This window comes from uncultured Jannaschia sp. (genome assembly GCF_947503795.1).
In the GTDB taxonomy this organism is placed as follows: Bacteria; Pseudomonadota; Alphaproteobacteria; order Rhodobacterales; family Rhodobacteraceae; genus Jannaschia.
In genome coordinates, this window is sequence record NZ_CANNEZ010000001.1 from 2,372,287 (window position 1) to 2,391,259 (window position 18,973).

Sequence of the window (18,973 nt, forward strand, 5' to 3'; positions counted from 1 at the left end):
TGGCCTGACTCATCGCCCTCGGCTCGGGCGGGGAGTCTCGTCCGGCGCGAACCCTTGTCTCGACGGCCCGAATGTCCGGCCACGCGACAGGTGCGGACACCGACCGCTACGTCACCCCGCGACCATCGCGCGGGGGCTGGCGGCGGGTGCGTCGGGGTTTGCGGCTGCCGTGCTTCTCGAAGACGGCGCTGGCCTCGGCGCGCGCGGCATCGGTGCGGCGGAGCTCGTAGATGCGGGTCTTGGCCAGACGCGCGGTCTCCTGGTGGTCGACGATGCGCGCGGGGTAGTCCGGGGGCGGGTCTGGCAGGGTCCAGGGTTCCTGCAGGGCCGTGCCGCTCAGGCCCGCGAGTTCGGGCACCCATCTGCGGGTGAAGACGCCCTCGGGATCCTGATCGTGGCCCTGCTTGACCGGTGAATAGATCCGCACGGCGTTGATCCCGGTCTCGCCCGCCTGCATCTGGCTCTGGGGCCAATGGATGCCCGGCTCGTAGTCGGTAAAGAGCCGGGCGAGGACGGCGCCCGACATCTGCCAGGGCAGCCAGAGATTGTAGGACGCGAACGACATCAGCATCGCGCGCATGCGGAAATTGATCCAGCCGGTCGCGCGGAGGTACCGCATGCAAGCATCGACGAAGGGATAGCCCGTCGCGCCCACGGCGAAGGCGGTCAACCGGGCCGCGTCGTTGGGCACCGGCCGCAGGCCCTCGTAGGCACGCGCCATCGGCAGCCATTCGATTTCGGGCTCGGCCTCGAGCTTCTGCATGAAGTGGCAATGCCAGTGCAGCCGGCCGACGAAGGATTTCAGCGCCCCCGGCCATCTGCCCCGCTCGGTGCGGGAGACGGCGTCCAGCGCGGCGATCCGCGCCTGCGTCGCCTGATAGACCTCGCGCATCGAGAGCGTGCCGGCCATCAGATGCGGCGAGAGACGAGAACAGGCCGTCTCGCCTGTGACGGGGCTCGACATCGCCTTCTGGTAGGGCTCGCCCCGCTCGGTCAGGAAGCTGTCGAGAAGGTGCAGCCCGGCCTGACGACCCGGTGTCTGCAGGCTCACGATCCCGTCGTGCTCCAGCCCGAGTTCGCTGGCGTCGGGGATCCCGGACGGTGTCACCTCGACCCAGTCGACGGCCTCGGGCTCGGGGCGGATCGGCTCGGACATCAAGGCGTCCCAGCGGCTGGCCCAACGGTCGCGCGAGAGGTTGGCCCCGCGCCAGACGCCGAACTGGCGGTGTTCCGTCCATCGGGTGCCAGTCGCCCGGCACAACGCCCCGACGGCGCGATCACGGGCGTAGGTCCAGGCGTTGCCGGTCTCCATATGAGTGTGGAGGTCGAAGGGGCCGTGGCGGTCCCGGATCGCCGCGAGCACATCGCTGACCGTTCCGATTCGGACCGAGAGGTCGCCGCCCCGCGCCCGGATGTCGTCATGCAACTCTGCCAGCGACCCGCGCAGAAAGGCCCATTGGCGATAGGAGGTGTCCGGCAGCGCCCAGTAGTCCGGCTCGGCCACGTAAAGCGGCAGAACCGGTCCCCGCGCCGCCGCCGCGACCAGCGCGTCATGATCGTGGAGCCGCAGATCGCGCTTGAACCAGACCACCGAGAGGCGGGCGGTGCCGGTCGCTGGGGTCGGATCGTCGGCACTCATGGGCCCGGCCTTTCGGATATCGGCGCGCGGGGGGCGCCGCGTGCCCTGCCGCAAGATGGTCCGACGGCAGGCTACGTCAAACCATGCCGAAGGCATGCCGCCTAGCCGGGCGCCAGCAGCATCTCCGTCGCCTCGCGGACCCGGCGGAGCGGGTGACGCACGATCGGCGTCCAGTGCGGATCGACCGCGAGGCCGGAGCCGTAGCCCCAGCGTGCCGCCCGCCCCGCCCGCCCCGCCCCGAGATGCGGTGCACCCGCGTAATCGTTATTCCGGTCGGCGATGGGTTCGAGATCGGGCGCAGTCTCCGCGTCGAGATCGAGGAACGCCGCCAGCGCGCGGCGATACCGGTCGGGCCGCGCGGTCAGGTCTTCGTAGCGCAGCACGATCACCGAATGGAGGCGCGGCAGGTCGCCCGCCACCCGGTCATGCGCGTCGAGCCAATGCTCCGCCAATGCGTCCGGCGCATCGTCGACCCATTTCGCGACCGCCGCCGCCACGGCCTCGGGATGGCGCAGCACGACGACATATTGCGACAGTGGGAACAGCTGCTGGAGAAGTCGCATCCGGGTCAGGTTGACCGGCGACTTCTCGACCCGCCATGCGCCGGGCCCGAACCACGGGTCCCAATCGGCCTCGAGCCGGGTGCGCGTCTCCAGCCGGTTGAGCGGATGGGCTTCGGTCAGGTGCTGCTCGGGATCGGTCGCGAAGGCCATCGGGCGCCCGGCCAGCGCGTCATGCGGGATCGCCCCCTGAAGATAGGCGCCCTCGTTCTCGGGGACCGGCGCGCCGTCGATCCGCGCCACCCCCGGCAAAGATCCCGCGAGCCGTGCGGTCAGGCTGGTGCCCGACCGGTGCAGCCCGCCCGCGAATAGGTAGCGGGGCCGATGCGTCAAAGATTTTGCGCCTAACATATATCAATATCCCAACGACTTAGCGTGAAACCCCTTGTTTCACTGTGCCGGCCGACGAGTCCTCGGCTGCGACGGCCGCTTGCGACCTAGAGCGCCCGGAACGCGCGCCTAGTTCGGCTGTTGGATTACGCTTGCAAGGAGGCCGCGATGCACATCGTTCACGTCGCAGTCGGGGGGTGCCTGACCCTTCCGAACGTCCGATACGGCATCACCGACGACACCGGCGGGCATATCGCCTACATCCTCGGGGCGGCGGCCGCGCAGGCCCGGAGACCGGAGGTGAGCCGCGTCGACATCGTGACGCGTGCCTTCGACGATCCGACCCTCGGGGCAGACCATGCGCGCGCCGTCCAGCCCGCGGGCGACCGGCTGCGGATCCTGCGCCTGCGCACGTCCAACGGCGCGTATCTCGCCAAGGAAGCGCTCGCCGCCGAGCGCCCGGCCCTGTCCGACGCCTTCACCGCCCTGATCGCCGGAATGCCGCGCCCTCCGGACGTCATCCACGCGCATTTCGCCGATGCCGCTGCCATCGTTCGCGCTGCGGCGGCACATTTCGACATTCCGGTCGTCTATACGCCCCACTCGCTCGGCATCGACAAGGCGTCCTGCAGTGCGGGCCGCCCGCCCGCCGCGCTGATCCGGCGCATTGCGCTCGAACGGACCGCGCTCCGGGTCGCGGACGCGGTGATCGTCTCCTCGCGCGACGAGGCCGAGCGGCAAGTGGAGGGCTACGGCATCGACGTGGCGGGTCGCACGCATCGCGTCGCGCCCGGGGTCACCCGCCGCGACGGCCCGCCCGGCACGGCACAGGCTCGCGCGCTGATCGATCCTGCGCTCAGCGATCCCGAACGGCCCATGATCCTCGCCATCGCGCGGCCCGTCCGAAAGAAGAACCTCGCCGCCCTGGTCCGGGCCTATCTCGGGTCGCCGACGCTCGGGGCGCGCGCAAACCTCGTGATCCTCGCCGGTCAGCGCGGGGCGGGCATCGCCCAGACGCCCGAGACGGCCGGCGTGATCGCCGAGCTGGAAGAACTCGCACAACAAGCGCCCGGCCGGATCGCCCTCCCCGAACGGCACGGACCGGATATCGTCGCGCAAGCCTATCGACTGGCCGCACGACGCGGCGGGGTCTTCGTCAACCCGGCGCTCCACGAGCCCTTCGGCCTGACCCTACTGGAAGCGGCCAAGGCGGGGCTGCCCGTGGTCGCGACCCGCAATGGCGGGCCGGGCGACATTCTCGGAACGCTGCGCAACGGGACGCTGGTCGATCCGGGGGATCCGGTGGCGATCGGCGCGGCCATCACGGGGCTGCTCGACGATCGCTACGCATGGCGGGCGGCGGCCGAGGCGGGGCAGACGCGTCTTCGGGCCTTCGATTGGGACGTCTGGGCCGATCGCGCGGCCCGGATCTACGCGGACCTCCGGCGTCCGGTCCGGAGTTTCGCGGCCCCGCACGCGCTTCTGGCTTCCGACATCGACGGGACGCTGACCGGCTGCCGCACCGGGGCCACTGCGTTCCGGGATTGGGCTGCCACCCGCGATCTGCCCTTCATCGTGGCCACAGGGCGCTGCATCAGCGAAGCACGCGCGGTCCTCGCCCGCTGGGACCTGCCGGCGCCCGACGCCTTCATCACTGCCGTCGGTACCGAACTCCACCTGCCCGACAGGCGCGGCCGGATGGAACGGTGCGAGCGCTACGCCGCGGCAATCTCGGAGGATTGGGATCGTGCGGCGGTTCTGGCATGCCTGGCCGAGGCGGGTGCCCGCATGCAGGCCCCGGTCGAGCAACGCCGCTGGAAGCTGGCCTGTCTGGGTGACGCGTCCGAAGCCGCGCGTCTGCGCGCGGTCCTGGACTGCGCCGGCTTGGCCGCGCGGGCCGTCCCATCGCACGGGCGGCTGATCGACATCCTCGCGCCCCGTGCCGGGAAGGGCGCCGCCATCCGCGCCTACGCAGCGGGCATCGGGCTGGATGCGCGCCGCTGCGTCGTCGCGGGCGATAGCGGCAACGACATCGACATGTTGACGATGGGGGGCACGGGGATCGTCGTCGGCAATGCGTTGCCCGAACTCGACCACCTCACGCCCGGGCCCGATCTCCTGCGCACCCGCGCTCATCACGCCGGCGGCGTGCTCGAAGGCTTGGCGGCGGCGGGCCTGATCGGCCCGCGCGCGGCCGCGGAGGTCGCCGCATGAGGGATCTCGTCCACGATCCGGCCCCCCGGCCCTTCGGCTATTTCCTGCATCATCAGGGGCGCGGCCATGTCGAGCGCTGCGCCGCGATCGTCGCCGCCCTACCGCCGGATCGCCCGGTTACGCTGTTCTGCGCGCGGCCCGAGCTCGTCGGATCGGCTCGCGCCGGGGTCGAGGTGGTCGCGATCCCCTCGCTGTTCGAGGCGACCGGGGACGAGCGGGCCGCCGACTGGATCGAGACGCCCGAGACGCTGCATTGCGCACCCGTCGGCTGGCCGGGCATCCGCCGCGCCATGGCCGAGATCACCGGTTGGTTCGATCGCGCGGACCCGGCCCTGATTGTCTGCGACGTCTCGGCCGAGGTCGCGCAACTGGCGCGCATCTGCTCGGTTCCGCATGTGAAGGTGCTCCAGCATGGCGACCGGGGCGATGCCGGGCACCGCGCGGCCTATGATGGCGCGGCAGGGCTGATCGTGCCCTGCGACGCACGCCTCGCCCAGCCCGATTGGACGGACGGGATGCGCGCCAAATCGGTCTTTGCGGGCGGGCTCGGGGTCGAGACGGCCCTGCCCGACCGCGCCGATGCGCGCCGCCGCCTGGGCATCGACCCCGATGAAGAGGTCGTGCTCGTCGTCTCGGGCGGCGGCGGCACGGGCTTTGCGGTCGCGCCGCTCGCCGTGGGGGCGCGCGCCATGCCGCACGCGCGCTGGATCGCGGTCGGCCGGCTCGAACGGGAGTGGCATGCGACCGTGCCCGCCAACCTTCATATCTGCGGCTGGGTCGAGACGATGGCCGACCACCTCGCCGCCGCCGACCTCGTGGTCGCGTCGACGGGCAACACGACCTGCCAGCAGATTCTCGCGGCCGGGCTACCGTGGATCGCGGTGCCGGAATGGCGCTATTTCGACGAACAGATCGCCAAGGCGCTCGCGCTCGATGCGGCGGGTGTCGCGACCCATCTGCCCTCCATGCCGTCCTCGATCCCGGCCTGGCGTCGCGCCGTGGCCATGGCCCGCGCCCGGCACGATCCCGACCTGCAACGCGACATGGTCCGCCCCGATGCCGCGCAGCATGTGGCGGGCTGGCTCGAAGCCTTGGCGGCGCGGCTCGACGCGCCCCTCCCCCAACTCGCATCCGGAGCCTGACATGACCCGAAACCTGCCCGCCGTTTCCGTTCTCACGCTTGCCCGCGGGCGCGAAGCGCATCTGAAAAACGTCATCCGCGGCCTCGCCGCCCAGAGCGTGCCGCCCCGCGAGCTGATCGTCGTCGCGATGCAGGAGGCGCCCTATCGCGACCTGCCCGAGACTGATTTCCCGATCCGCCAGATCCACGTCGTCGAGGCCGAGCTTCCGCTGGCCCGTGCGCGCAACGCCGCCGCCGCGGCGTCAACGGGCGATGTGCTCGTGTTCCTCGACGTCGATTGCATCCCGCATCCCGACCTCGTGCGCGACTATGCCGTCTGGACCGGGCCGGGGGACGGGCTGACCATGGGCGAGGTGCTGTACCTGCCCGCGGGCGCGGCCGATCCCGGTTGGACGGTCGCGGGTTTCGACGCGGTCGCGGTGCGCCATTCCGACCGGCAGGGCCCGCCCGACGTGGGGCGGCGACGCTGCGCCGACTATCGCTGCTTTTGGTCGCTGACCTTCGCGATGCACCGGCGCGATTGGGATCTGTCAGGTGGCTTCGACGAGCGCTTCACGGGCTATGGGGGCGAGGATACCGATTTCGGCCGCACGCTCTATGAGAAGGGCATCCCGATCTGGTGGATCCGGGGCGCGCGCGCTTACCACCAGCACCATCGGCACTGCATGCCCCCGATCCACCACATCCCCGCGATCCTGCGCAACACGGAGATCTTCGCCGCCAAGTGGGGCCACCGGACCATGGAGCATTGGCTCCACGGTTTCTGCATGATGGGCCTGATCGAGAACGGGCCGGACGGGCTGCGGGTGCTGCGGTCGCCGGGGCCGGACGACTTCGCCCTTTGCGAGCAGCGGGCGGACATGCCCTATGCCGCAACCGCACCGGTGATCCGCTACCTCGAAGCCCGGTCGCGGGACGGGGACGCCGTCACGCGCTCGCCTGCCAAGCAGCATGCGGCGATGACGGCCCGCCAGAATGAACTTCTCCGACCCACCGCCGGCGTCGCGGCCGAATGATGCGCGTCGCCCTCGTCGCGCATATCCGCCACCAGATCGCGCCCCCCTTCGCCGGGGGCATGGAGGCGCATTCCTACCACCTTGCGCGCGGCCTCGCGGCGCGCGGGCACGACGTGACGCTCTTCGCCAGCGGCGACAGCGCGGTGCCCGACGGCGTGCGCCTGCATCCGGTTGTCCCGACCCATTACGACCGGGACTTTCCGTGGCACCGCTTCCATGGAACCGACGTCCTGACGGCGCACCTCGATGCGGCCTATGCGCGGGCGGGTCGCGACATCCTCGGCGGCGGCTACGATATCGTCCATAACAACAGCCTGCACCGCTTCATGCCGCGACTGGCCGTCGCCCACGGCGTGCCGATGGTCACATCGCTTCACGTGCCGCCCTTCGAAGCGCTCCGGCGCGCGGTCCAGGGCGGCATCGCGCCTTGGACGCGGTTCACCGTGACCTCGCGCGCGCAGCTGGATCGCTGGTGGCCGGACGTGCCCCCGTCCGAGGCGTCTGTCCTACCGAACGGGATCGACCTCGCCGATTGGCCATTCGAGGCGTCCGGGCATGGCGGCGCAGTCTGGGCGGGGCGGATCACCCCGACCAAGGGTCCGCATCTAGCCGTTCAAGCCGCCCGGCGCGCGAACTTGCCCCTGACGCTCTTCGGCACGATCGAGCATCGCGACTACTTCGAGACGGATGTCCGCCCGCATCTCGGCGGCGACATCCGGTATGGCGGCCATCTGAATGGCGCCGATCTTGCGCGCGAAATCGGCGCCGCGTCCGTCCTGCTCTTCACGCCGCTCTGGGACGAGCCATTTGGGCTGGCCGCGATCGAGGCCATGGCGACAGGCGTCCCGGTGGCCTGCACGGACCGGGGCGCCGTCCGCGAGGTGGTCGGCGATTGCGGCCGCTTCGCGCCGTCCGACGACGTGGCGGCACTGGCGCGCGCCGCGCGGGATGCGATCCGGGTGCCTCGGGCGCGGTGCCGCGCGCGGGTCGAGGCGCTGTTCTCGCACGACGTCATGCTCGACCGGACCGAAGCTCTCTATAGAGACGCCTTGTCCGCCGCCCCGGCCGCTGCGCCCCGCCGGGCGTTCCGGCCCTTCGAGCTTCAGATCGCCCCGCCGGTCGCCCTCTCGGCCTGAACCGGCCCCGCGATGCGATTTCTGGAACTGGCGTTCCGGCTCGCTATGTTCCCGCTCAACGCACGGGAGCCTGATGAACGAAACGCCGCAGACGCTGACCCGCCGGGGCATGGCCGCGCGCCTGACCGACGAACAATGGGCCGAGGTGCGCGCCTGCTGTTCCGAGATCAGGTCGTGGCCGGGTCGCACGGTTATCAGCCGCAAGCACGACCCGCTGGACCGGAGCCTCCTGCTGGTCGAGGGGCTGATCGCGCGGCACGTGCCGGGCCCGGATCGCGCCCTCCACGAGATGGTCGCGCTGGAGGTGCCGGGCGATTTCGTCGATCTGCACAGCTTCCCGATCGGGACGCTCGACCACGACGTCACGGCCATCACCGACGCCCGGCTGGCGGTGCTGCCCCATGACCGCCTGAAAGAGATGATGGATCGCCGCCCGGATGTGGCTCTGGCGCTCTGGGCGCTCACGGTCGTGGACGCTTCGATCCACCGTTACTGGTCGTTCCGGGTCGGCGCACTTCGGGCCACGGGCCGCGTCGCAAACCTCCTGTGCGAATTGCAGAGCCGGCTGGAGATGGCCGGACTGGCGGACGAAACGGGCTTCCACCTTCCCCTGACGCAGGTCGATCTGAGCGAGGCCTGCGGCCTGTCGCCCGTCCACGTGAACCGCGTCATCCGCGAATTGCGGGAAGCGGGGCATTGCACCGTCAAGGACGGGCGCGTCACGATCTTCGACCTGAAGGCTCTTCGGCGGACGGGAAAATACGATCCGTCCTTTCTTGAGATCGGCATCCAGCGCGACGGGCTCTAGGTCGGCCCCGCGCGCCCGAGATCGGCACATGCCTGCGGGACTAAGTTTCCGACCGTGAGATCACCGCACGCCCGACGCCGGCCGAAGGGCCGGTCGAACGACACGTGTTCAGGATCCTCAAATGTCTCGGCAGGCGCAATCGGACGGCGATCGTCCGGATCATCGACGCCGATCGGCACGGCGGACCCTGACGCACGGGCGAGCCGCGCACCCGGCCCGCACTCAGGCTCCCATGCGCCGGCGGCGTTCGCGGATGCGCACGTCCGCCGCCGGAGTGCCGTCGTGGAACGAGCCGAAGACCCGGTCCCACGGAATTTCGAGCGAGCCGTAGTTGCACTCGAAATAGCGGTGATGCATCTGGTGATGGAATGTCCCGAGCCGCAGACGGTTCGCATCCCGCACCACCAGCCCCTCGAACCCGGTATGCGTCGTCGCCGCCGTCAGCGCGTAATACTGAAGGTGAAACAGGATGTGGACCGGGTGGGCGGCCACCACGAAATGGATCAGCACCGATCCCAGGAAGATCACGTGTTCGACGGGATGCATCGACAGGCCCGACCAGGGGCCGACATTGACGTTGCGGTGGTGCAATGCGTGGACGTGACGGTAGAGCACCGGCACATGCAGGAGCCGGTGAATCCAGTAGAAATAGAAGCTTTCCCAGACGGGGATCAGCACGAAGAGCGCCACGAACCAGACCGGATGCGCGGCCCATGTCAGGAGCGGGGCGTGGCCGTTCGCCAGTGCCCAGAACATCAGGACCTCGTAGCCCGTCCAGACCGTCACGCCCGAGACCAGCGTCCAGAACATGTTGTCGCGGATCTGGCCGCCCAGCGTGAACTGCCGCCCGTTCTTCATCAGCGGGCGCGCATCGTATCGCAGCCGCTTGCCCTGCCGCGTGAAGGTGTAGAACCACAGGTGCAGCCCACCCGCTACCACCGTCATAAGCACGATGTTCCGCAGCCAGATCTCGACGATCCATGACGCGGCCAGCACGCGCGTCTCCTCGAGCGGGGGCTGGAACCAGGCATAGGAGGCGAGCGCCACGCCGACGAGGATCAGCCGTTCGGTGATCAGGAACCACGAGTTCCAGACCCAGCGCAGCATCTCGAGCGGGCGCAGCGGCCAGCGAAAGAACGGGGAGACCCGGAGCGGTACGTCGGGGATATGGTTCCAACCCTTGAGCGGAGCGTCGGGCATGGCAGTCTCCTCGGGACGGGATGGCGGCAGCACGAGTGTCGCAGATGCGCTATCGTCGGAAAAACGGTATCATCCGGGTAATGCTCTCAGGATTTCCGAGGAAGCCATGGCGATCACCTTGCGCGCGATGCGCTATTTCACGACCGCGCTGCGCCATGGGAGCATCGCCGGGGCGGCCGCCGCGCTATCGGTCGCGCCCTCGGCGGTCGCAGCCGCCATCGACCGGATCGAGGCGCATTTCGACCTCGACCTGGTGCGCCGCCAGCGGTCCAAGGGGATCGGCCCGACGGCCAGCGGGCGCGTCATCGCGCAGCGTTTCGAGCAGCTGCTCGAGGATTACGAGGCGATCGAGGCGCAGGGCGCGGACCTCAAGACGGCGCCCGGCGGCATCTTGCGGATCGGATATTACGCCCCCGTCGCCCCCGCCTTCCTGCCCGAGATCCTGATGACCGCCCTACCCGATCCGTCGGCGGTCGAGCTGCATCTCGAGGAATGCGACAACGACGCCGCGCAGGCTGGTCTGCTGGACGGACGCTACGATCTGATCCTCTTCGTCAGCCGCGACGTGTTGCCGTCCATCGCCTACGAGATCCTGATTGAGGCCCCGGCCTATGCCCTCCTGCCCGAAGCGCACCCACTGGCAGCGAAGGGTTCCGTCACGATAGCCGAGATCGCGGACGGTCCGCTCGTGGTTCTGAACCGGCCGGTGGCGGCGGACTACTACCGAAGCCTCTTCGCGGCGGGCGGGGCCGACATTTCGGTGGCGGCCTATGCGAACTCGACCGAGATGGTGCGCAGCCTCGTCGGCGCGGGGCTGGGCTGCGCCGTTCTCAACATGCGGCCGCTGAATGCACGGAGCTATGGCGGCGATGCGGTAGTGGCGCGCCCGATCTCGGACCCGCTGCCGCCCCTGTCGCTGGCCATCGCGCACGACGCCACGCGTCCGCGACGACTGGTCCAGACGGTCGTCCGCGCCTGCCGCGCGCAGTTCGCGGACACCGCGCGCGACCGGTGCATCGTCACGGGTTGAGCGCGACGGCGGCACGCGCCTCGGCCTGCACACCGCACGACGAACGGGGCGACCGAAGCCGCCCCGTTTCCGACCGTTCAGTCGGCCCTAACGCTCCAGCGCGCCGACGCCCGAGAAGCGGAACGCCTCCTGCTCCAGCGCATTCAGCTCGTCCACGCTCATCTCGTTGTTGGCGATGGTGATCCGCCCGAGGAAGATGCGCGGCAGCTCGTTCTCGCGGCCTTCGAGGTGGTACTTGATCGCCTCGGCCACGGCGGCGCCGACATCGTCGCCCATCCGCATCGGCGTGGCGTCCAGCTCGCCGTTGCGCAGCGCCTCGAGCTCCAGCCCGGTGCCGCCCCAACCGGTCGAGAAGATCTCGTCCTCCATGCCCATGGCGAGCTGGGCCTCGACCGATCCCATCGCCATCGCGGTGTTGGCGTTATGGATGATCTTGGCCTCGGGATAGGACTGCATGATGTAGTTCGTGCCGTCGAATCCGCCCTCGCGGCGATACTCGCCGTAATGCTCGTAGGCGAGTTCCCAGTTGCCCTTCTCCTCGACGCAGGCCGCGAAATCGCCCGAGCGCTGGTTGTCGGTGATGCCCGGAATGCCGCGGTTGAGCGCGTAGACCTGGTCCGGCCCCAACCGGTCGACCATGTAGTCGCAGATCAACTGCGCGCCCTCGGCCGCGGAGAAGTCGAACCATCCGGCGGGCTGGTTCTCGAGGTATTTCGGCGGCGTGAAGAACGAGATGACGAAGGTCGTGAAATCGTCGGTCGCGGCCAGCTTGTCGATATTGTCGGCCTGCGTCGCCAGTTCGGATGGCCCGAAGAGCACGAAATCCCAGATGTCCTTATCCTGGATGACCTGGTCGGTATAGGTCGCCTGCAGCGAGTGCTCGATCTGGCGCGAGGCGAACTCCGTCGTCTCGTACTCGATGCCCAGCTCGTCGAGGCGCTTGGTGAAGGCGAGATACATGCGCGCCCAGAAGTCGGACACGTCCGCCGACGGATAGACCAGCGCGATTTGGAGCGGTCCGTCCTGTTCGACAGCGAGCGGCACGGCCTCTGATCCGACCACATCGCGCAGGGCTTCCAGTTCGCCGGGGCGGTTCATCTGCTCGACGAGGTAGAAATCGCGATCCGCGTCGCCCTCCACTTCCATCAGGGGAATTTGTCGATCGTCCTGCGCCATCGCGGCGACCGTGGCCGCAAGCAGGGCCAGTGCCGTCATCGTCGTCTTCATCGTCCTATCCTCCCAAGTTGGATATGGTGAAGCCCGGACTCAGCCGGACCGGTTGGGGTCGCCGGCGAAGGCCCACCCCAGAAGCAGCAGCACCAGAAGCGTGCCGACGATCAGCGCGATCAGGCGCAGCAGACGTCGCGTTTCGGGCTGCGCGAACGTCGCGGCCAGTCCCTTGGCGCCGTCGCGATCCTTCTTCTGAAGCCACGTATAGAGCGCCACCGACGTCACGATCACGACGCCGGAACCGACCGATTGCCAGAAGAACTCGATCCGAAGCGTGACGAGCGCGTTGATCATCAGCGCCAGCAGCAGGACCCCGGCCAGCGAGCCCAGAAGCGACGCGCGCCCACCGAAGAGGGATGTGCCGCCCACCACGACGGCGGCGATGACATGGAGGTTGAAGTAGGGGGCCGACGTGGCCTGCACGGCATTGAGCTTGCCGAGGAGCATCACGCCCGCGAGCCCCGCCATCGCGCCCATCAGGACGTAGGCGTAGATCTTGTAGCGGTCGATCGCGATCCCGGTCAGCTCGGCGGCATGCGGCTCGGACCCGATGGCGATGGTGTAGCGGCCGAAATGCGTGCGCGTCAGCAGGAGCCATCCGACGGCCATCGTCGTCAGGCCGATCAGGACCGGGATCGGCAGGAACCACGAAAGCTGCCCACGTCCGATATCGGTGATGAGATCGGGATAGCGCGCAAGGACGAGGCCCTTGGCCAGCACCAGCGCGAAGCCCCGATAGACGAGGTCCATCGCCAGCGTCCCGATCAGGTCGGGCACCTTGAACTTGGTGATGATGAGGCCGTTGATCAGGCCCATCGTCGCCCCCAGCGAGATAGCGACGGCCACGCCCGCCCAGGCCGGGAAGCCGTAAACTTTCATCAGAAAGCCCGCGATGATCGTCGAGAGCGCGGCGACCGATCCGATGGACAGATCGATCCCGCGCTGGGTGATGACGAAGGTCATCGCCATGGCCATCGGCATGTAAAGCGCCGATTCCAGCAGGATGATCTCGAGGTTGGAAAGGCGGAAGTAGCGGGCCGGCTCGAGAATCGCCGTCACCAGAAGGATCGCGGCGATCATCGCGACCGGCGCAATGAACCCCATGTAGGGCGCAAGCCGCGCGCGCAGGTCGGGTCCGCCCGGCGGCGCCGGAATGGCGGTGCTGTCGGTGACGGGCGGCACGGTCATGCCGCGCTCTCCGCGGTCTCGTCGCCCGCGCCGACGATCAGGCCCAGCACGTCCTGCGTCGTGACGTCGGCGACGTTGACGACGCCGACGCGCTTGCCGCGGCGCATCACCTGCACGCGGTCGGCGACCTCGAACACGTCGTCGAGCGAATGCGAGATCAGGATGACCGCCAGCCCCTGCTCGCGCAGCGTCTCGATCAGGCGCAGCGTGCGCGCCGTCTCCTGCGGGCCGAGCGCGGCGGTCGGCTCGTCCATCACGAGGACGCGCAGATCGGCGTGATAGACGGCGCGCGCGATGGCGATGGCCTGGCGCTGGCCGCCCGAGAGGCTGGCCGCGGGGCTGTCCATGTCCGGCAGGCGCACACCCAGGCGATCGAAGAGAACCTTCTCGGCCTCCGAGCGCATCCGGCGATTGTCGAGAAGCGGCACGCCAAGCACCGAAGTCGTCAGCTCGTTCCCGAGAAAGACATTCGCCGCGGGCGGCAGGTGATCGGCGAGCGCCAGCGTCTGGTAGACCGCGTCGATGCCCAGCGCGATGGCGTCGGAATGGTCCGCCATGAACAGGGGTTTGCCATCCATCTCGATCCGCCCGGCCGAGGGCTGATAGACGCCTGTCAGGATCTTGATGAGGGTCGATTTACCCGCGCCGTTATCGCCGACGATCGCGAGGACCTCGCCCGAATGTGCGTCCAGATCAACATCGTCCAGGGCCGTCACGCCGCCGAACCGCTTGACGATTCCGCGCATCGCGATGGTCGGCGCGGCTTGCGCGTCTGCCATCCGAATTCCTCCCGTGTTACCGCTACCATGGGCCGCTGGTTTCGATTCTGTCAACGGAAGGACCGGTTTGCCCCGATTGGCGCTCAGGCTTCACAGCGCGCGCGGCGCATCTTGGCAGCAGGACTTCGTCAGCCGAAGACGCGTCCAGGGCTCTCGACGACGGGATGTATTGCGGCTCCGATGGAGGCGCCAAGACTTCAGGCGTCGCCGAACCGCGTCTCCATCTCGCGCCGGACGCGGACGGCCTCGAGGGTTTCGTCCACGGCGACATCCGCCCATGTGATCGGCTGGCCCAACGGCACGTCCGTCTTGAGGGTCACGCCATGCGCCAGCCCGATGGGGAGCGCGCCGCGTTCCAGCGACGTACGCGCTGGCAGAAGCTTGCCCCAGACGGTGAAGCCCCCCTCGCCGTCAAGCACCTCGCCCGCGTTGAGATTGCGCTTGGGCATGGAAACCACGTCACCCTCGAACCCCATCGTCGCGCCCGTCGGCAGCCCGAGGATCGCGGCCGACAGGATCGAGATGTTCAGCTCCAGCCCGATCAGGTGGAAGGGCTTGTACATCGCCGAATAGCGCCCCGTCGCGTCGGTATTCATGCCGTATTGGCGAAAACAGGCCGCGGCGTAGTCGTTGGGCGCCTCGATCACGACATAGACGCCCCAGCGCAGGTCCCGGAACACCGGTCGCCCGTCCCGCTCGAGCGAGGAGACGACCTCGACCTGCCCCTTGGCCGAAAGCTGCCCGCCCTCGGAGGCCGGGCGCAGCACGTGCGAAAGGTCGTTCATGCCCGCCGGCGGAAACGCGAGGCCGTCCGGCGGCGCGGCGAGGCCCGTGGCATTGGCGATCGCGGCCATCTCGAGGGCGGATTTCGTGCCGTCGAGGAAGCTGTTGAACATCTGCGGGTTCATTCCCGCGGCCTTCGCCTGCGTGGGCGTCAGGCCGTAATGATCCCAGACGGTGTCGGGGGTCGACGCGTGATAGGCGGGGAGGTACTTCGTGCCCTTGCCGGCGGCGATCACGTTGAAGCCGCAGGACCGCGCCCATTCGACCAACTCGCAGGTCAGGGCGGGCTGGTCGCCATAGGCCATCGAATAGACCACGCCCGCACGCCGCGCCTCTTCGGCCAGAAGCGGTCCGGCCAGCACGTCGGCCTCGACATTGACCATCACGATATGGCGGCCCTCGCGGATCGCGTGCCGCGCGTGGGCGACGCCCACGACCGGGTTGCCCGTCGCCTCGACGACGACATCGACATCGTCGCGGGCGATCATTGCCATTGCGTCGTCGGTGAAGGCGACGTCCCCGATCAGATCGTCCGTCCAGCCGACCTCCGCGCAGGCCGCGCGCGCACGATCGGGGCGCAGGTCGGCGATCGCGACGACCCGCAGGCCGGGCGTCGTCGGCACCTGCGACAGGAACATCGAGCCGAACTTCCCCGCCCCGATCAGCCCGACGCGGACCGGGTTTTGCGCGTCCGCGCGAGCCAGAAGGTCTTGGTAGATGAACATCGAAGGCGCCTCCCTGGCTGCGGGCGATGGTTGACCCGCTCCGGGCCATTTGCAATACGGAATTTGGAATTCCGAATCCCGTTTTACAGATCAGCCGAAGCGGAGAATGCGATGGACGCGCTCGATCCCGTCACGGCGGAGCCGGCCCTGACACAACTGGTCCATGACCGTCTCGTCGAGGCGATCTCTGCAGGTCGCCTGCCACCGGGCGCACGACTGACGCAGGACCGCGTGGCCAAGCTCCTTGACGTGTCGCGCCAGCCGGTCAGCCACGCGCTGCAACTTCTCAAGCACCAGGGCCTTGCGGTGCAACATGGGCGCAAGGGTCTGGCCGTCGCGCCGATGGACGGCGTCCAGATCTGGAGGCTGTACCAGGTGCGCGCGGCGCTGGACGGCCTCGCGGCCCGGATGGCCGCCACGCGGGTCCGCGACGGTGCGGCGTCGCGGTCCGAGATCGCCGGGCTTCGCCGCGCGCTGGAGCGCGGGGCCGCCATCGGCGACGATGCCGAGACCATCACGCTCGTCCGTGCGGATGTCGCCTTTCACCGCGCACTGCACGACCTCTCGGGCAACCCCGAGATCGCGCGGACGGTGTCCGGGCAGTGGCCGCAATTCATGCGCTCGATGGCCATCGTCCTCGATGGGCGGGCGCACCGGACGCTGGTCTGGACGGAGCATGCCGCCATCGTCGCGCCGGTCCTCGCCGGCGATGCCGACGCGGCGGAACGATGCGCCCGCGACCATGCCGAGCGGGCGGGCGAGGAGACGAAGCGCCGGCTCGGCACGATGGTTATCGACGCGAGCGACTGACACGGAACGATCACACCCGGAGGACGGCCCGATGAAACTGAACGACACGCAGATCAAGCAGCTGGACGAAGAGGGCTGGGTCTTCCTGCCCGACTGCTTCTCGGCCGAGGAGGTGGCCGTCCTGAAATCCGAGGCCGAGGGCATTTATGCCGAGGACCGGCCCGAAATCTGGCGCGAGACTTCCGGCGCGCCCCGCACCGCCTTCGCCGCGCACACCTACAACGAGGCGTTCGGCATCCTCGGGCGCCATCCCCGCCTGATCGAGCCCCTGGAGCAGGTCTTCGGCGAGCAGGTCTACATGCACCAGTTCAAGATCAACGCGAAGGCCAGCTTCACGGGCGATGTCTGGCAATGGCACCAGGATTACGGCACCTGGGCCCGCGACGACGGAATGCCCGAGCCGCGCGCGATGAACATCTCGGTCTTTCTCGACGAGGTATACCCGTTCAACGGCCCGCTGATGCTCATCCCGCGCAGTCACCGGCACGGCGTGCTCGACGCGGGGCACGACACCTCGACCACGAGCTACCCGCTCTGGACGCTCGACAACGAGGCGGTGACGAAGCTCGTGGACGAAGGCGGGCTGATCGCGCCCACGGGCAAGCCCGGCGGTGTCCTGATGTTCCACGGCAATCTCGTGCACGGCTCGGCGGGCAACATCACGCCCTTCCCGCGCAAGATCGTCTACCTGACGCTCAACGCGGTCTCGAACCACATCCGAACGCCGACGCGCGAGGAGTGGATCGCACATCAGGACTTCACGCCCATCGAGAGCTGCGACGACGACGCACTTCTGCGCTTCGCCAAGGCGTATCAACACGCGGCCGAGTAGCCCGTGAATCGGAAACGGTGCGAAGCCCGGCCCCTCGGGGCACGGGTCGACCGGCGCAGGCGCCTGACGGGTTCGGAGGCGAGCCAGCTATAGGATGGACCGCCATTTCGGCCGAAGGCGACCGGATGCCCCCTGACCCGCCGCGCGCTCGGCGCTCTCAGGCGTCCTGCCGTCGTCCGGCCTCGTCGATCCGGCGCGAGAACGGATCCATCGGGGTATGCAGTCGCAGGTGGCGGATGAAGGCGCGGGCGATGCGCGGCAGCGGACGATGGCTGCTGACGACGAACTGGCTGCGATAGCGGATCGGGCTTTCGAACGGCACGAAGACGAGATCCTGCGCGCGGTAGTGGTGGAGCGGGAACGGGTTGACGACCGCCACCCCGATCCCCGCCCGCGCGAGGTCGGCGGCCGCGAATGAAGTCGTGACTTCGGCCACCATGCGCGGCACCGCCTTGGCGCGGGTCAGCACCCGGTCCAGTTGGCCGCGCCGCGCGTGGCGGGGTGCCAGCCCGATCAGGTCCTGTCCGTCGAGATCGGCGGGCGTCACGAGCGTCCGCCCGGCCAGCGGATGCCCGGCCAGCATGACGCAGACCGCGTCGCTCTGACGGAACGGCACCAGCTTGAGGTCGGCGCGCGTCAGCTCCGTCCCGATCAGGCCTAGGTCGAAGCGATCGGCGATGATCTCGCGGGCGACCTCGTCCGAGGAGGCAACCTCGAGACTGACGAAGAAGCTGCGGTTCGCGGTCAGGAAGGTGCCGATCTGCTCGACGAGGAAGCGATGCGCATAACTCGGCGGCGCGATCAGGCGGAGCGTTTCCTGCACATTGTCCTCGGGGCCGTCGATCCGCGACAGCGCCTCGAAGAGCGGGTCGAGCCGGAGGTTCAGGCGCACCGCTTCCTGCGTCGGCCGGAGGCGTCCCGCCTCGCGGGTGAAGAGCGTCACCGATTGCCGGGCCTCGAGGTTGGCGATGGATCGACTGACGGCGGATTGCGACAGACCGAGACGCCGCGCCGCCTCGGCGGTGGTGCCGGTCTGGAGCACGGCGCGCAGGGCATCGTACTCGCGCAGGCTGTGCCAGCGCCCGAGAGGGGTCGCGTCGCGGGAACCGGGCATGGCGACTAGATCAATGACAAAAACTCATCGACTTAACTATGACGCTATGCAGCCGACGTCGTCTAGGGTCTCCGCACGGATGAGGACATCCATGACCGATACCGCACCATACATCTTCGATGGCCATAACGACCTGCTCTCCCGGATGTGGCGGGCGGGCGGGCGGGCGGCGACCGCCGAGATGGCCGGAGGCGGCACGGGTGCCATCGACCTGCCGAAGGCGCGTGCGGGCGGTTTCGGCGGCGGGTTCTTCGCGGTGTATGTAAGCTCCCGCGCGGGTATGGATCTCGACGCGCTCTACGAGCTGATGCGCCAGCCCAGCTACGACATCGCGCTCCCCGATCCGATCGACTGCGAGGACGCCCTGCCCATCGTCCTGGGCCAGATGGCGATCCTTTTCGCGCTGGAGCGCGAGGGGCACCTGCGGGTCTGCCGCAG

Annotated in this window: 17 protein-coding genes; 9 read left to right on the forward strand and 8 right to left on the reverse strand. The window is 69.0% G+C overall.

Features of this window, described 5'->3' with window-relative positions; translation table 11 throughout:
* Positions 1-106: 106 nt before the first annotated feature.
* Both Q0833_RS12395 and Q0833_RS12400 read right to left on the reverse strand, forming a co-directional pair.
* Positions 107-1,639 carry an FAD-binding domain-containing protein gene (locus Q0833_RS12395; RefSeq protein WP_298434836.1) on the reverse strand — a complete coding sequence of 511 codons (1,533 nt, stop codon included), beginning with the start codon at positions 1,637-1,639 and terminating at the stop codon, positions 107-109.
* Positions 1,640-1,740: 101 nt separating this feature from the next.
* Entirely contained in the window at positions 1,741-2,532 is a 792-nt protein-coding gene (locus Q0833_RS12400; protein ID WP_298434839.1) for a sulfotransferase, read from the reverse strand.
* Between the two features lie 165 nt (positions 2,533-2,697).
* Here Q0833_RS12400 and Q0833_RS12405 point away from each other — a divergent pair, with 165 nt between their 5' ends.
* The 5 genes from Q0833_RS12405 to Q0833_RS12425 all read left to right on the forward strand — a co-directional run bounded on the left by Q0833_RS12405 (position 2,698) and on the right by Q0833_RS12425 (position 8,844).
* Positions 2,698-4,743, forward strand: coding sequence for an HAD family hydrolase (locus Q0833_RS12405; protein WP_298434842.1), 2,046 nt, complete (start codon positions 2,698-2,700; stop codon positions 4,741-4,743).
* Positions 4,740-5,885 carry a glycosyltransferase gene (locus Q0833_RS12410; RefSeq protein ID WP_298434845.1) on the forward strand — a complete coding sequence of 382 codons (1,146 nt, stop codon included), beginning with the start codon at positions 4,740-4,742 and terminating at the stop codon, positions 5,883-5,885. Before Q0833_RS12405 ends, Q0833_RS12410 begins: the two co-directional genes overlap by 4 nt.
* 1 nt (position 5,886) lies before the next feature.
* Positions 5,887-6,900, forward strand: a complete 1,014-nt coding sequence (locus tag Q0833_RS12415) for a glycosyltransferase (protein ID WP_298434847.1) — start codon at positions 5,887-5,889, stop codon at positions 6,898-6,900.
* Positions 6,897-8,036: a glycosyltransferase gene (locus Q0833_RS12420; protein WP_298434850.1), complete on the forward strand. Its 1,140-nt coding sequence runs from the start codon at positions 6,897-6,899 to the stop codon at positions 8,034-8,036. Before Q0833_RS12415 ends, Q0833_RS12420 begins: the two co-directional genes overlap by 4 nt.
* Before the next feature lie 73 nt (positions 8,037-8,109).
* Positions 8,110-8,844 (forward strand): Crp/Fnr family transcriptional regulator, encoded by a 735-nt coding sequence (locus Q0833_RS12425; protein ID WP_298434853.1) that lies wholly within the window; start codon positions 8,110-8,112, stop codon positions 8,842-8,844.
* A 222-nt stretch (positions 8,845-9,066) separates the two neighbouring features.
* Here Q0833_RS12425 and Q0833_RS12430 read toward each other — a convergent pair whose 3' ends face one another.
* On the reverse strand, positions 9,067-10,044 hold the full coding sequence (locus Q0833_RS12430; RefSeq protein ID WP_298434856.1) for a sterol desaturase family protein: 978 nt from the start codon (positions 10,042-10,044) through the stop codon (positions 9,067-9,069).
* Positions 10,045-10,150: 106 nt separating this feature from the next.
* On the opposite strand from Q0833_RS12430, the gene Q0833_RS12435 reads away from it, so the two are divergent.
* Positions 10,151-11,074 carry a LysR substrate-binding domain-containing protein gene (locus Q0833_RS12435; protein WP_298434860.1) on the forward strand — a complete coding sequence of 308 codons (924 nt, stop codon included), beginning with the start codon at positions 10,151-10,153 and terminating at the stop codon, positions 11,072-11,074.
* An 87-nt stretch (positions 11,075-11,161) separates the two neighbouring features.
* On the opposite strand, the gene Q0833_RS12440 is transcribed toward Q0833_RS12435, so the two are convergent.
* The 4 genes from Q0833_RS12440 to Q0833_RS12455 all read right to left on the reverse strand — a co-directional run bounded on the left by Q0833_RS12440 (position 11,162) and on the right by Q0833_RS12455 (position 15,779).
* The gene (locus tag Q0833_RS12440; protein ID WP_298434864.1) at positions 11,162-12,301 is read right to left on the reverse strand and encodes a substrate-binding domain-containing protein; all 1,140 of its coding nucleotides are present in this window, start codon (positions 12,299-12,301) and stop codon (positions 11,162-11,164) included.
* Between the two features lie 39 nt (positions 12,302-12,340).
* Positions 12,341-13,492, reverse strand: coding sequence for an ABC transporter permease (locus Q0833_RS12445; RefSeq protein WP_298434867.1), 1,152 nt, complete (start codon positions 13,490-13,492; stop codon positions 12,341-12,343).
* Complete coding sequence (locus Q0833_RS12450) at positions 13,489-14,271, reverse strand: ATP-binding cassette domain-containing protein (protein WP_298434871.1); 783 nt, start codon at positions 14,269-14,271, stop codon at positions 13,489-13,491. Before Q0833_RS12450 ends, Q0833_RS12445 begins: the two co-directional genes overlap by 4 nt.
* A 197-nt stretch (positions 14,272-14,468) precedes the next feature.
* Entirely contained in the window at positions 14,469-15,779 is a 1,311-nt protein-coding gene (locus tag Q0833_RS12455; RefSeq protein WP_298434874.1) for a Gfo/Idh/MocA family oxidoreductase, read from the reverse strand.
* Between the two features lie 111 nt (positions 15,780-15,890).
* On the opposite strand from Q0833_RS12455, the gene Q0833_RS12460 reads away from it, so the two are divergent.
* Both Q0833_RS12460 and Q0833_RS12465 read left to right on the forward strand, forming a co-directional pair.
* Entirely contained in the window at positions 15,891-16,589 is a 699-nt protein-coding gene (locus Q0833_RS12460; protein ID WP_298434877.1) for a GntR family transcriptional regulator, read from the forward strand.
* Between the two features lie 31 nt (positions 16,590-16,620).
* The gene (locus Q0833_RS12465; RefSeq protein ID WP_298434880.1) at positions 16,621-17,421 is read left to right on the forward strand and encodes a phytanoyl-CoA dioxygenase family protein; all 801 of its coding nucleotides are present in this window, start codon (positions 16,621-16,623) and stop codon (positions 17,419-17,421) included.
* Positions 17,422-17,578: 157 nt separating this feature from the next.
* On the opposite strand, the gene Q0833_RS12470 is transcribed toward Q0833_RS12465, so the two are convergent.
* On the reverse strand, positions 17,579-18,535 hold the full coding sequence (locus Q0833_RS12470; protein WP_298434883.1) for a LysR substrate-binding domain-containing protein: 957 nt from the start codon (positions 18,533-18,535) through the stop codon (positions 17,579-17,581).
* Positions 18,536-18,626: 91 nt separating this feature from the next.
* Here Q0833_RS12470 and Q0833_RS12475 point away from each other — a divergent pair.
* Positions 18,627-18,973 (forward strand): membrane dipeptidase (locus Q0833_RS12475; RefSeq protein ID WP_298434887.1); only part of this gene is annotated, 347 nt, incomplete at its 3' end.